Annotated in this window: 10 protein-coding genes, 10 tRNA genes and 1 CRISPR repeat array; of the genes, 15 read left to right on the top strand and 5 right to left on the bottom strand. The window is 49.6% G+C overall.

From position 1 onward, the window contains the following. Positions 1-66: 66 nt before the first annotated feature. The 10 genes from KGF65_RS14105 to KGF65_RS14060 all read left to right on the top strand — a co-directional run bounded on the left by KGF65_RS14105 (position 67) and on the right by KGF65_RS14060 (position 1,010). A tRNA-Ser gene (locus tag KGF65_RS14105) sits at positions 67-156 on the top strand. A 20-nt stretch (positions 157-176) separates the two neighbouring features. Next, positions 177-249, top strand: a tRNA-Glu gene (locus KGF65_RS14100). Positions 250-253: 4 nt separating this feature from the next. Then, a tRNA-Val gene (locus tag KGF65_RS14095) sits at positions 254-326 on the top strand. A 56-nt stretch (positions 327-382) separates the two neighbouring features. Next, a tRNA-Phe gene (locus KGF65_RS14090) sits at positions 383-455 on the top strand. Between the two features lie 5 nt (positions 456-460). Next, positions 461-543: transfer RNA gene (locus tag KGF65_RS14085), tRNA-Tyr, on the top strand. Between the two features lie 8 nt (positions 544-551). Beyond that, positions 552-625 (top strand) — tRNA-Trp (locus tag KGF65_RS14080). 5 nt (positions 626-630) lie between these two features. After that, positions 631-703: transfer RNA gene (locus tag KGF65_RS14075), tRNA-His, on the top strand. 7 nt (positions 704-710) lie between these two features. Then, a tRNA-Gln gene (locus KGF65_RS14070) sits at positions 711-782 on the top strand. A gap of 22 nt (positions 783-804) precedes the next feature. Continuing rightward, positions 805-875 (top strand) — tRNA-Cys (locus KGF65_RS14065). Between the two features lie 50 nt (positions 876-925). After that, positions 926-1,010, top strand: a tRNA-Leu gene (locus KGF65_RS14060). A 348-nt stretch (positions 1,011-1,358) separates the two neighbouring features. After that, positions 1,359-1,935: a CRISPR direct-repeat array (repeat unit 28 nt; unit sequence GGATCACCCCCGCATACACGGGGAACAG). Positions 1,936-2,300: 365 nt separating this feature from the next. Here KGF65_RS14060 and KGF65_RS14055 read toward each other — a convergent pair. Next, positions 2,301-2,858: a phosphoribosyltransferase family protein gene (locus KGF65_RS14055; protein ID WP_216748650.1), complete on the bottom strand. Its 558-nt coding sequence runs from the start codon at positions 2,856-2,858 to the stop codon at positions 2,301-2,303. Positions 2,859-3,184: 326 nt separating this feature from the next. Here KGF65_RS14055 and KGF65_RS14050 point away from each other — a divergent pair, with 326 nt between their 5' ends. Further along, complete coding sequence (locus tag KGF65_RS14050) at positions 3,185-3,706, top strand: hypothetical protein (protein ID WP_216748649.1); 522 nt, start codon at positions 3,185-3,187, stop codon at positions 3,704-3,706. Positions 3,707-3,904: 198 nt separating this feature from the next. On the opposite strand, the gene KGF65_RS14045 is transcribed toward KGF65_RS14050, so the two are convergent. Further along, on the bottom strand, positions 3,905-4,423 hold the full coding sequence (locus tag KGF65_RS14045) for a GNAT family N-acetyltransferase (RefSeq protein ID WP_003638352.1): 519 nt from the start codon (positions 4,421-4,423) through the stop codon (positions 3,905-3,907). A 114-nt stretch (positions 4,424-4,537) separates the two neighbouring features. Continuing rightward, a complete protein-coding gene (locus tag KGF65_RS14040; protein WP_216748648.1) occupies positions 4,538-5,374 on the bottom strand; it encodes a metallophosphoesterase in 837 nt (278 codons plus the stop codon). Positions 5,375-5,757: 383 nt separating this feature from the next. Between KGF65_RS14040 and KGF65_RS14035 the strand changes: the two genes are divergently transcribed. The 4 genes from KGF65_RS14035 (at position 5,758) to KGF65_RS14020 (ending at position 9,932) form a co-directional block, all read left to right on the top strand. Further along, positions 5,758-6,639 (top strand): AraC family transcriptional regulator, encoded by an 882-nt coding sequence (locus tag KGF65_RS14035; RefSeq protein WP_313819617.1) that lies wholly within the window; start codon positions 5,758-5,760, stop codon positions 6,637-6,639. A 280-nt stretch (positions 6,640-6,919) separates the two neighbouring features. After that, entirely contained in the window at positions 6,920-7,810 is an 891-nt protein-coding gene (locus tag KGF65_RS14030) for an alpha/beta hydrolase (protein ID WP_105923604.1), read from the top strand. Between the two features lie 12 nt (positions 7,811-7,822). Then, the gene (locus KGF65_RS14025) at positions 7,823-9,037 is read left to right on the top strand and encodes an MFS transporter (protein WP_105923603.1); all 1,215 of its coding nucleotides are present in this window, start codon (positions 7,823-7,825) and stop codon (positions 9,035-9,037) included. Next, positions 9,030-9,932, top strand: coding sequence for an ROK family protein (locus KGF65_RS14020; protein ID WP_105923602.1), 903 nt, complete (start codon positions 9,030-9,032; stop codon positions 9,930-9,932). The genes KGF65_RS14025 and KGF65_RS14020 overlap by 8 nt, the downstream gene beginning before the upstream one ends. A gap of 342 nt (positions 9,933-10,274) precedes the next feature. Here the strand turns inward: KGF65_RS14020 and KGF65_RS14015 are convergent, their stop codons facing one another. Beyond that, complete coding sequence (locus tag KGF65_RS14015; protein WP_216748646.1) at positions 10,275-11,600, bottom strand: Nramp family divalent metal transporter; 1,326 nt, start codon at positions 11,598-11,600, stop codon at positions 10,275-10,277. Beyond that, positions 11,587-12,546, bottom strand: coding sequence for a ferrochelatase (gene hemH, locus KGF65_RS14010; protein ID WP_105923600.1), 960 nt, complete (start codon positions 12,544-12,546; stop codon positions 11,587-11,589). The genes KGF65_RS14015 and hemH overlap by 14 nt, the downstream gene beginning before the upstream one ends. Positions 12,547-13,015 lie beyond the last annotated feature (469 nt).

The following is a 13,015-nucleotide window of genomic DNA, read 5'->3' as shown; positions in this document are numbered from 1 at the left end:
ACTTGACTGTTAATCAAGATGTCGACGGTTCGAGCCCGCCTGTCGGAGTTATCTACGGTAAGCCATGGAGAGTTGTCCGAGTGGCTGAAGGAGCAGCATTGGAAATGCTGTAAACGGGTTATACCTGTTTCAAGGGTTCGAATCCCTTACTCTCCGTTAGTTAGATATATAAATATGACCCCTTGGTCAAGTGGTTTAAGACACTGCCCTTTCACGGCAGTAACATGGGTTCGAATCCCGTAGGGGTCATTATGGAGGATTAGCTCAGTTGGGAGAGCGTCTGCCTTACAAGCAGAGGGTCACAGGTTCGAGCCCTGTATCCTCCATCTGATGAGAATTTATTCATCAATAATTTAATAAACTCCATCATGAAGAATGATATGGCTCGGTAGCTCAGTCGGTAGAGCAATGGATTGAAGCTCCATGTGTCGGCGGTTCGATTCCGTCCCGCGCCATTTATGGAGGGGTAGCGAAGTCTGGCTAAACGCGGCGGACTGTAAATCCGCTCCTTCGGGTTCGGTGGTTCGAATCCACTCCCCTCCATTCTTTATAGGGATATAGTTTAATGGTAGAACAACGGTCTCCAAAACCGTCGGTGTGGGTTCAACTCCTACTATCCCTGCCATGATGGCGGTAGTGGCGAAGTGGTTAACGCACCGGATTGTGGCTCCGGCACGCGTGGGTTCGATTCCCACCTACCGCCCTTTGATTGGGTTATAGCCAAGTGGTAAGGCAATGGACTTTGACTCCATCATGCGCTGGTTCGAATCCAGCTAACCCAGTTGGGTTTGGGCAATAAATGATGGCGGTATAGCCAAGTGGTAAGGCAGAGGTCTGCAAAACCTTCATCACCGGTTCAAATCCGGTTACCGCCTTTCCTGAAAAGGTTATAATCCTGATCAGTAAGTTTCACCCATTTTATTTTGCCGGCGTGGCGGAATTGGCAGACGCGCTGGACTCAAAATCCAGTTCCCGTTGAGGGAGTATCGGTTCGACCCCGATCGCCGGTATCAATAAGCTATCTTGAATAGCTTTCGATACTTAAAAAAACGTCATATCTTCGGATATGGCGTTTTTTTTTGCTCTGGATTCTAAATTACCTTGCGCCGAGTTTGCGAATGACTGTGAGAGGTGAGGCGACCAGGGGTAATCGGGCTCCCCGTCAAGTGGAGTTGATAGAATCTTTATGAAGTATCGGAACAGAGCCGGTAATGTTTTCGTTAATAGCGCGGGCTTTTAGGGATTACCCCCATGCCCGGGGAACAACTATAGGATATGAAGCACTTTTTCCATCTTAGAATCACCCCTACACACGCGGGAAACAGATTCTCGAATCTTGTGCAATGAAATAAATGTCAGGATAATCCTCGTATACACGGGGGATAGGCGAGCAATCGTCGCAATGGTTGGCGAAATTTGGGGATCACCCCCGCATACACGGGGAACAGTGATAGATTATTCACAAACTGACGACCCTTACAGGATCACCCCCGCATACACGGGGAACAGCCAAGCAGCGGTTTGCATTAGTTAGCGCTGATAGGATCACCCCCGCATACACGGGGAACAGTGATAGTTGCGCGGTTTAATTTACCGTCACTCAGGATCACCCCCGCATACACGGGGAACAGGCGGCCAAGCAACAGTGAGGCTATTTGTCCTCCAGGATCACCCCCGCATACACGGGGAACAGAAACTGATACGATAGGTTTATTGATTGGACAAGGGATCACCCCCGCATACACGGGGAACAGTAACAATTCGCTTGATACCTCGTACATCAGTCAGGATCACCCCGCATACACGGGGAACAGACGTGGCGGTAGTTGTCGACCTTATCATATTGGGATCACCCCCGCATACACGGGGAACAGTATTGAGATGTTAAACCAGCGAACTGCCCAATGGGATCACCCCCGCATACACGGGGAACAGACTAAACAAATCCCGTCAAATCAACAATCCAAAATCGCAAAATTGAGGTTTTACATCAACTTGGGTTTAGCATACCAGACTGACAGGTCATTGCAAGTAGATTCATTAGTCGATGACGGTCAATTGTCTAAAATACCATCCATGAAAGTATGCGTGATTATTATTTTAGTTGAATTAGCATTGCCATTGAAAAATGATCGCTTCTCAAGATTTAACGAATCGCACGAATTCGGCTCAAAATTGCCGTATAAACGAATTTATAATTAACCGGTCCAAATGGTCATACAATACCGATAAAGCCAAAAATGGCTACAAAATTACCGTTAAATCTGTTTCTGCGGCGCGGTTCGCTACTACTAGTTATATTATTCTGAGCTATTTCCATCAAACAGTGGCAATTTAGCCAAAAATTCAATGTCTGTTCGTGTGCCAGCTGCACCTTCTGCCAGAATCGCCGTCTGGGCCACAACTTGTGCGCCGACTTGTTGTAGCAGGCGATTGGCAGCTTCCAGTGAGCCACCCGTGCTGATGACGTCATCAACGATTACGACGCGTTTGCCGCGAAGGAGAGTGGCGTCCGCGTCATCTAAGACGAGCTGCTGCGGCGTGTGGGTTGTGATGGCCGTCACCGCTATCGTATGGGGGTGCGCCATGTACGGCTTGACCGATTTGCGCAGCACGATGAAGCGGGGATGGTGGGTCAATTGGCTCAGAGCCTGCGCTAAAGGAATGCCTTTGCTCTCCATCGTGACCAGATAATCAAATGGGGTGTGTGTCAGTCGCTGTGCCAATTGTTGAGCGGCGTACTGAGTTAGTTCCACATCACCAAGCAAAACGAACGAGGCAATGCGCGTGTTTGGTGCGATTTGAATTAATGGCAAATTGCGGGTGAGTGGGCCTAAGCGTAATTGATATTGCTGCACGTTAATGACTCCAATCTAGGTGATTTTGAGTGAACCGAGCATTTGAAACGTCATGTAATCGGGACGAATGGCAGAATCTTTGCTGTAGACGCCGACTGATGACAAACTATCGATGATGGTCAGTTAATTGAACCACCAACACGATACATTCGGATATATGAATAATATACCGCTACATATCAATAAAATCCATTATATGGCATGAAATAAAGAACTTAATATCCTAAAAACAATGATATTGTTCGTATTATTAGTGAACCTTGTCAGTGGCTGTGGTGCTCAAATTACGGTATACTAAGCCTAATAATCTAGAGAGGAAGGATCAGATGTCCACGGTTGCAGATTTCTATTTACATGATCGACCGACATTGCTATTTTCATTGCACCCGGAGCCAACTCAAGCAATCATTGATGGTTCGAAATTGTTGGAGTATCGCCGACGCTTTTTCAGCGAACCATTTCAAGCCTTCGTTTATACTTCCGGCCCCAATGGCGGGATTCGGTTGTACTTGCGCTGTGATAAGGGACTACAGTTGCCACCAGACCAATTAGTGCTGGTCGGAGCGCTGATTCAACATGATTCGCCAGATGTGACGGCGGCTTATTTTAAGGACGTTGCACAGGGCGTGGCGTTACCGATTACGGCCTTCACGACGCTGCCGAATATTCCATTGGCTCAATTGCAGCAGCAATTCACTAATTTTGTCGCGCCGCGGATCTATGTCTTTTTGGATCGACCCGTACGTCAAGCACAGCTGGATTGGTTGCTCCAACAACCTTGTCAGCCACTACAACTCATTGATTGGACACGACGTTATGCGGCGTTGGCGACTTTATTGGCACGGTGAAGCAACGTGGATATGGCAATTCCTATCCACGACATCATCTATAGTGGTCGTGATGCAACCCGCGTGTCTGGGGATAGTGTGTGACCACGGGTTTTAACGGCGCCGCGCACGACGCGACCGATTTCAACCAGCATGCAAAAAAACTTCCGAACACTGACTGGACAGTCAAGTTTGGAAGTTTAGTTAAATCAATATCGCCTAAAGCAATTTTTCGTAAACGTAGCAGACATCATCAACGTGGTAGACGCCGACCATGTCACCAACGCGCTCGAAGTTCATCTTGGCAATCAGATGTTGCATGGCAAGATTGTCCGCGTGGGTGTCGATGCGAATACTTTTGATTTCGGGATGTTCCGCCGCAATGTGGGCGATGATTTTTTCGAATAATTGAGTGGCGTAACCATGACCAGCATGACTGGAGTGAATGGCGACGCGGTGAATAACAACGTACGGGTCCGTCGTGTTTAGCCAGTTGGCGTTGGCCGTATCGTAAGTTTCATCCGGTGAGGGGACAACTGCGACGGCGCCAACCGTAGCATTGTCGTCTGCGTTAAATAAGTAGGCTGAACCTTGCATAATGTCCGCTGTAATCTGTTTGCGCGACGGGTAGTCACCTTGCCACTGGTTCACACCAGCTTCGGCGAGTTGGTTCCGGCCGTCACTTAGAATATCGATGATTTGGTCTAAATCATCAAGGGTCGCTCGTTTGAAATACATAATTCTGGCTCCTCTCTTGAACAGCGATTACCACGTTGAGTAGTAATCAACTTTTAAAAGTATACAGAATTTTCAGAAAAATGAAACTATTTGTTCCCGATTCTTAGCAGATTTTCAGCGACGGTTTTCGAGCAGAATTTTGCGAGCTTCTTGAGCCATATCGTGCTGCGTGTTGTAGGCCGCGACTGCACTTGGGGCGTACTGGTAAGCATTGGTTCGTAAGGTTTGTTCGTAAAACTCCACGTAGGGCAGGTGGGCCTGATGAGCGATGGTGATGGCTTGTTGCCAATCAAAATCAACGGAGCGGTAGTCGATCTGTTGTAAGCCACTCGCATCGATAGTCAAGACTAAGTAGCTCGCTCGCGGCTGTCGTAAGTTGGGATTAAGGGCAGTTGGTAAGCCGACCGTGCCCGCGTTCAAAATCAACTTGCCGCCGGTGCCATAGCGCATGATGGGCGTATGGGTGTGGGCATAGATCACAGTGTCAACATCACCGGTCGTTGCTTCGTCAAAATTGGCTTGACTTGCAGTTGGTGCCAATGCGTGGCCACTCGCCACAGTTGGCAGCACGTGTTGGAGCCGAATTGTTAAGGGGCCGACCTGTTTAGTAACTGTCATTGGTAAGTGAAGACACCTTTCAAAGTGTTCCGGACTTAATTGGCGACGGTCAAATGCCGTCAGCACCGTTGCCATGACTTGTTTAGGTTTCGTGAAGGTGTTTGGATTTGCCGTCAGGACTTTTTGGTAGTTTTCTTCGTGATTGCCGAGGACGTAAGCGGTGGGAGCGACGGTATCCAGTAAGCTGAGAACACGCTCGGATTCCGGGCCTCTAACGGTCATGTCGCCAACCGTCCAATATTCATCGACTTGTTGCGCGCGGGCATCTGCCAGGACGGCCTCCAGCGCGGTTGCGTTCCCGTGGACGTCGGATAGAACTGCAATTTTTACCATTGAAATGCTTCCTTTCTACGCTATGTATATCAAAATACGAAATGTTTTATTCTGGTAATCATTGGTTGCAAAAATTTTGGTTTGTAACCACTATGAAAAGCCATCGTAACTTTTATCTGTTATAATGGGTATGAAACGAAGTAATATATAGCACGTATATTCAAGCCAATTCGTTTCATGCCGTGATTATCCTTGCGATAGTCACGGTTTTTATTTTACCATAGCAGGGGGACTTGCTGGTTAAGATTCAGCATCCCAACCGTTCATATTTGCAAGTGCGTCCAATTAATGGCCGCTGAATATCAGGTTACATAACAATGAAATCGGCAGCAACAATCAGAAATAATGAAATCGTTAACAACGACCGTGACACTTTAAGGATGGTGACTGATTTGGCAACTAATTTTCAACATGAAATCGTTACGCGGACGCAACCCTTGTCAGCATGGATTCATTATCATGGTCAGCATGCGCCCAGTGAGATCGCGGCGCATTGGCATCAAGGGATTGAACTGTCCTATACCATCAGCGGCCATATCGATGATTTTACGATCAACGGGCAACATTTTCGTACCTCCGCCGGGCAATTATTAGTCGTGAATTCGCAACTGATTCACAGCGTCCACACGCATAATACGCCCGAAAGCCGGGCACTATCGGTCATTTATCCCTACGACTACGTGCGGCGACTTTATCCTAAGATTGAGACCGAAATTATCGCAGTCAACGACCCACACCAGTTTACCAGTGCGCAACAAGCGATGTATCTGAACCTGCAAGGACATTTTGATCAGCTTTATTTGGCCTTGCAACGGCCGAGTGCGGTGACTAATTTACGACTGGAAGCTGAAACGGCGCAAATCTTATCAGAACTTTTAACTTATTTTACCAGCGCCAAAGTCAGCACTGGGGTGATGTACGGCAAGGACGCTCTGGCAGTCGAACGCATCCAGAAGATCAGTACCTACGTGGCCCAGCATTACACCGAGCCCATCAGCTTAACGGACGTGGCCCAACAAATCAACGTCACCAAGGAATATCTGACGCGATTTTTCAAAAAGCAGATGGCCATGACGGTCGGCCAATACGTCAACCTGGTCCGAGCGCAACATGCGTATGAAGACTTGCTTGGTGAGAGGGGCAACCTGACGACGATTGCCTCGATGAACGGCTTTGCCAGCACGCGGGCACTCAATCGCGCCTTCCAAATGGTGTATCATCAGTCCGCTGCCGAAATTTATAAAACGAAACATACTTGGGATTAGACTCCGGCATCAGTGAACTAGCAGGTTAACAATTGCGCAGGGTGGTGGTCCATCATTAGCCCGCTGCTGTAATTTTTAAGGGGAGGCAAACTTGGCATCCGCGTCGACGGCGAAGGCGGACCAGCCAGCAGTGAAGCGTAAAGATTGGTGACTATCACGAGAAGGCACTCAAGCAACGAACCACAAACAAGCTAAGATTGAACGACTAATTGGTTGATTTCGCACTATCAACTGGTGAGTCGTTCTTTTATGATAAAGGTAATTAATGGAGGCGCTTACAATGACTGAAAAAGACTTAAAGCAAGCAATTATTGAATTACGGACCGCGTTTAAAACCAATGATGATGCACGTGATGCCGGTTTGCCACGAGAAGTCGCCGGTGTTGAACGGTTAGACGACCTGAGTTACGGTCCCGACCCAAAGTGGCACTTACTCGACTTGTATCGCCCGACGGATGCACCGCGGCCCTTACCCGTGATTATTAATATTCACGGTGGCGGCTGGTGCTATGGGACGAAGGAAACCTATCAATTTTACGGGTTAAACTGGGCACAACGGGGCTTTGCATTCGTCAATCCCAATTATCGCTTAGCGCCGGATGCTGTTTTCCCTGACGAATTGGATGATGTCGATCGTTATATCCATTGGGTGGCCGACCATGCCGATGAATATGGATTGGACCGGAATAATGTCTTCCTATTGGGTGATAGTGCCGGTGGTCAGATGGCTGAACAGTATGCCGCCATTTTGACCAATCCGGACTATCGCGATTTATTTGGCTATCAGCTGACGGATTTGCATTTTCGGGCCGTCGTGTTGAACAGTGCCGCCGCCTTTCCACTCGACGAAGGAATGGTCACGGGGGCCGTGGCTGCTTACTTCACGCCGGAAGCGATTCAGAAGCAACGCGATCAAATCGAAGCCGAACGGTATATTCAAGCGAACTACTTGCCGACCTTCATTTGTACGGCGACGGAAGACTTCATTCGCAATAATTCGGCCAAACTTGATGGCTTCCTGACTGCGAAAGGGATCGAGCACGTCTTCAAAATGTATGGCGACGAAAAACATCCGCGCGGGCACGTCTTTTTAGTCAGTCAAAAAGATGACATTGCCAAGCAGGCGACGGATGATGAAATGGCCTTTTTGAACGCTCATCTGAGTAAATAGGAGGCGACGACCATGAAAGCAAAACAAGATCGATTTATTTTCAAGGCCTCACTGCTGTCAATCTCGCTATTTTTGATGATGGCGCCACAGATTGCATCGGCCTTACCGTTGATGTATCACGCGTTCAAAGGGGTACAGGCAGCCGGGGTGCAGACGTTATCGACGATTCCTAATTTTGGTATCGTCGCCGGTTTGCTGATCAGTCCGTTCATGGTGCGGTGGTTCCATGAAAAAGCGACGATTATCATCGGCCTGTTAGTGACCTTGATTGCCGGGACTTTTCCGATGTATGCGAGTGCTTATGTGCCAATTCTGATTTCACGTTTTCTGATTGGCCTGGGCATTGGGTTGTTCAACTCGTTAGCGGTCAGCTTGATTCCGCAATTCTACAAACGGGATGAGGATGAGCTAGCGCGGATGATTGGCTACCAAAATGTGATGGGCAGTGTTGGTGCGGCGATTGCGTCGTTCATAGTGAGTTACTTAGTGACCATCAGCTGGCACGCGGCCTTTGCGATTTATTTGTTGGTGATCCCAGTTCTGATTCTATTTGCGCTGTTTGTGCCACTACCACACGCGGCGGCCGCTCGTCAGACCAACCAGACTGAAACAAAAGCGACCGGAAGTCACCAAATCAATCGGCCGGTAGTTGTTATTTCTATTTTGATGTTTTTAGTGTTTACGTTCTATATGCCATTTTCCTACGAATTACCCAGTCTGATCGTCAATGAAGGACTCGGAAATGCCAGTACTGCTGCGTTGATTGCCGGTTTATCGACCTTGGTCAGTATCCCAATCGGTGCCAGTTTTGGCTTCTTTTTCAAACGCTTACACGACCGCATCTTCCCGTTAGGCTTTGTCCTCGTGGCCGCTGGATTCTTGCTGATTGCGGTGGCGACTAACATCATCTTTCTGTTTATTGCCGTCGTTATTTTAGGCTTTGGTTTTGGCCTCGGCGTCCCGTACTTGTATAACTGGCTGGATTGGGCCGCACCCGAACAGTCGTTGAATCTGGCGACGACGATCGTCTTAGTGCTCGTCAATATCGGGTGTTTTATCTCGCCAACGATTATGGATGCCTTGGCTGGCGCGGTTGGTCATGGCACACCGCGTGGCATGATGGTGCTCAGTGGTGTCGCCTTCATCTGCATTGCCATTTACGCAGTCGGGCACTATCTGCATGTGCATCGCACCCAGGCAAACGTGGCGGGTGATTCACGTGACTAATCAATACCTGTGTTTTGACATTGGTGGCACGAACTTAAAGGCCGGACTACTCGATGCAAATGGGGGTCAGATTCAGCCGGCCACCAGCGTCCCGATGGCCCAGGACTTGGCTGCATTTTGGCAACAGCTGTTTACCATCGCTGACCAGTACGTCGGTCAGATTGCGGGCATTGCAGTTAGTGTTCCAGGCCAAGTCGATCCGCAGACTGGCATCGTTTATCATGGCGGGGCGTTGCCGTTTTTGGACCAATGCCCCTTACAACAAACCCTAGCGATGCGGTATCAGTTGCCAGTCGCCGTGGAAAATGACGGTAAGGCGGCGGCCCTCGCTGAAAATTGGCGTGGCAGTTTGCAGGGCTGCCAAAATGGCCTAGTCTTGGTGCTCGGTACCGGTGTGGGTGGTGGTTTGATCATTCATAACCAGCTGTATCGCGGCAGTCATTTTCAGGCCGGCGAATTAAGTCTGATGTTAGCGGCCAGCACGGTTGCGCCCGTCAAAATAACCGGGCAGACCGGTTCAGCAGTCGGGATGATCAGTGCGATTGCGCATGAATTGCAGCTGCCAGATGAACATGACGGTCGGCAAGTGTTTGCGGCGTTGGCAGCTGGTAACCCAAAGGCGCTGGAAATGTTCAATGCTTATGGCCGCCAAGTGGCTCAGATTATTTTAAACGTTCAAGCCGTAATGGACCTGAACGTAGTCGCAATCGGTGGTGGCATCAGTGCCCAACTGCGTGTGGTTCCCATGATTCAGCAGCAGTACGACGCACTACTCGAGCAATTGCCAATGATCCGAGATACGTTATCACAACCCCGAATCGTGGCCGCCAAATTTCATAATCAGGCCAACCTGGTTGGGGCGTTGGCGGCGCTGCTGGGGATGGCAACTGTTTAAGTAGGGTTGCAGGACACTAGCGATGCGATGCTGATTCGACGCTTGACGCTGGCTGTGGGTTTAATCTGCATGCAGCTTGGACTTGTTGAGGCATCTCCAATCTGTGACTGAAGTTCAGCGGAGGAATGCTGCGACTGGTGAGTAACCCGTGCGTCAATGATCGGGCCAAGCATCGCTGATATTTTTCTTCAGAAAGTAAACCGCCGCAACCGCTAAAATGGTTAAATTGAAAGCCGACTAAAAATCCGCGTTTGAAGTGTCCGAAGCAGGCACTCCAACGCGGATTTTTAACGTGGCAATCTTTAGCTGCACGATGACCATTATCACACAGCGCAGTCGGTTTCAAAACAAACTATAAACCAAATAAACATTCAAAATCGTAATAATTCCCGCCAAACCATAGCCGAGCCAAGTCACAGCGGGGAGATTGACGTGCGACCCCATCAGCTGTCGATTATTCGTTAACGCGACTAACGGCAATAAGGTGAAGGGCAGGGCGACACTGAGCGCAACCTGCGCATAAATGATCAGGTTTTCAAACGCGGCATCACTGAAGCCAACCATAAAGCCAATGATCAAGATTGGAATCAAGGTGACCGCCCGGGTCAATAGCCGCCGTTGCCAGAGCGGTAGGCGGATGTGCAAGTAACCTTCCATGACGATTTGGCCGGCGAGCGTACTGGTGATCGACGAAATCAGGCCGGTGATGAGTAGCGCGAGTGCGAAGAGCCAGCTCATGAACGGACTCGCCAGTGCACCCACGATGGCCGGATTTTTCAACCCATTGAAGACCGCTTGCAGACTTGCCAGTGCAGTGGTGTGGCCGAAAAATAAGGTCCCACCGAGCACGAGTAGTAGCGCATTGATGAGAAAAGCGGCAATCAAATGAACCGTCGAGTCCCAGTTAGCGAAACGTAAGGCCTCGTTGACTTGTAGCGGGTCGTGATAATCGTAACGGCGACTCTGTGCGAGCGACGAGTGTAAGTATAAGTTATGCGGCATGATGGTTGCGCCTAAAATACCGAGGCTGAGCACGAGAGCGGTATGATTTTTAATAATCAAGCTATTTGGAACAAGCCCGAGCATCACTTGACCGACTTGGACGTGCGCGCGACCGACTTCCAGCCCGAAAATGATGCCGACACTGATGATTGCGGCTAAGACTAAGAATTCGACGCGTCGAATCCCAAAGCGTAAAAATAGCAAAACCACGAGCACGTCCGCAATCGTCAGTAAAATTCCGGCTAACAATGGCAACCCAAATAATAGTTTCAATGCGATCGCCGTCCCGATCACGCCAGTCATATCAGTCGCCATCATCGCGACCTCGTTCAGTATCCAGAGCGCATAGCGAATGGGACGCGGCAACTTGGCCGCAATCGCTTGCGCTAAATCTTGTCGAGCGACGACGCCTAACTTGATGGCTAGCGCCTGCATGAACATCGCGACGATAATTGCCAGCGCCAACACCGTCAGTAGGCGATACTGGAACTGACCGCCACCTGCCAGCGAAGTCAGCCAGTTGCCCGGGTCCATGTAGCCGACTGCGACCAGCGCGCCGGGCCCGCTATAAGCGAGAAATTTACGCCAAAACGCGGTCTGGTGCACGTCGGGGACGGCAACACTCTGATTGATTTCTTCCAAACTCTGGTGGCTACGTGGTTGCATGGGCACGCGCCTCCCACTTTTGAACCGCTAAATCAGCGAGTAACTGACTGAATTGGGGGTCTGTATTCATTGGTGGCACGAGTTCGAACCGGTCACCGCCGCTGGACTTGAAGGTCTGGTAATTTTGAACATAGTCCTCTTCTAAAGTTTCCAGACAGTCGACGACAAATGACGGGGTCGCAATCAGTACGTTGCGTTTGCCAAGTTCGACGAGTTGCATCAGTTCATTGCGCAAGTAGGGTTTTAACCACGGCATCGGGCCAAACTTGGATTGATAGGCGGTGACGACCTTGTCCGCCGGTAATTCGGGCAGCTGCGCCAAGACGGCCGCCGTTGTCGCTTCACACTCCTTTTGATAGGGGTCGCCATGCCGCACCATCGCTGTCGGAATGCTGTGATAGCTGAAAATGACGGCATCAAAATCGTGCTGCTGATAGCTTTCCCAGACCTTGGCAGCGAGTAGTTGAATATACGTGGCGTTATCGTAGAAGTGGTCGATGAACGTATGTGGTAAACCGGTCGCTTCGACTTGCCGGTGAATGCCGCCATGGGTACTCTGCGTGTATTGTGGAAACAGTGGCAGGACGATCGGTTGTTCACAGCCGTCCGCCACCATTGCCTGCAACGTCTCGCCAATGTCTGGTTGGCCGTACGTCATCGCCAGCCGCACGTCCCAATCAGGGAGGTCAGCTTGGACCTGTTCACAGATTTTTTCACTATAAACGATCAGCGGTGACCCTGCCGGCAGCCAACTATCTTGATAAAAGGTCGCGGAGCGCCATGAACGCGTCGGTAAGATGATGCCGCGAAGCAATGGTTGCCACAGTGCAGCTGGCATTTCGATGACGCTCGGGTCACTTAAGAATTCTTGTAAGTACGTTTTCACATCCTGCGTTGTCGGGGATGCTGGGGAGCCTAAGTTAACGAGTAATAATCCTGGATGCATTGAAACCCCTCCCATAATCTTGTTAAATTAATCATAGCATAATTAATCACTAGTATACGGGGTCAATTATTTATTAATTCGATTATCGTGTGATAACCAATTAGTCGTCCTGATTTGAAATTGCGGGGATACGGGCGGATGTGAGTGTGCGCGCGGATTGCTTGTCTGAGCCGCGCTGTGGTTAGGTCGTTCACCTTACAGATCTGATTTGGCAAGCTGCTTAGAGCTAATAGGAAAAGACCACGTCTCTCAAGATTGGATTACGGATGCAACTGAGCGTTAATGATGTGAGCACGTGGCCCTGACTGACTGTTTGTCTGAGCGTGTCCGCCATCGTCCAATTACGGCGCCGACAAGCCGGATCAGGCGTGACAATCACAGCAAGTTTAAGACCAGCGCGCACTGTTTTCAGTGGTGCTGAGCAGGCTACTTTTGAACGACGCAAAAACGGCAGCCGTTCCTCAATGAG

The organism is Lactiplantibacillus sp. 30.2.29, from assembly GCF_018991255.1.
In the GTDB taxonomy this organism is placed as follows: Bacteria; Bacillota; Bacilli; order Lactobacillales; family Lactobacillaceae; genus Lactiplantibacillus; species Lactiplantibacillus pentosus.
The sequence above is the reverse complement of the archived record's forward strand: the minus strand, read 5'-3'. Positions and strand labels throughout refer to the sequence as shown.

What these genes read in the sequence shown, in the direction of transcription:
- KGF65_RS14040 (WP_216748648.1), bottom strand. Translation starts at nt 5,374, where the DNA reads ATGGTAAAAATTGCAGTTCTATCCGACGTCCACGGGAACGCAACCGCG.
- KGF65_RS14015 (WP_216748646.1), bottom strand. Translation starts at nt 11,600, where the DNA reads ATGCAACCACGTAGCCACCAGAGTTTGGAAGAAATCAATCAGAGTGTT.
- KGF65_RS14045 (WP_003638352.1), bottom strand. Translation starts at nt 4,423, where the DNA reads ATGTATTTCAAACGAGCGACCCTTGATGATTTAGACCAAATCATCGAT.
- KGF65_RS14030 (WP_105923604.1), top strand. Translation starts at nt 6,920, where the DNA reads ATGACTGAAAAAGACTTAAAGCAAGCAATTATTGAATTACGGACCGCG.
- KGF65_RS14025 (WP_105923603.1), top strand. Translation starts at nt 7,823, where the DNA reads ATGAAAGCAAAACAAGATCGATTTATTTTCAAGGCCTCACTGCTGTCA.
- KGF65_RS14050 (WP_216748649.1), top strand. Translation starts at nt 3,185, where the DNA reads ATGTCCACGGTTGCAGATTTCTATTTACATGATCGACCGACATTGCTA.
- hemH (WP_105923600.1), bottom strand. Translation starts at nt 12,546, where the DNA reads ATGCATCCAGGATTATTACTCGTTAACTTAGGCTCCCCAGCATCCCCG.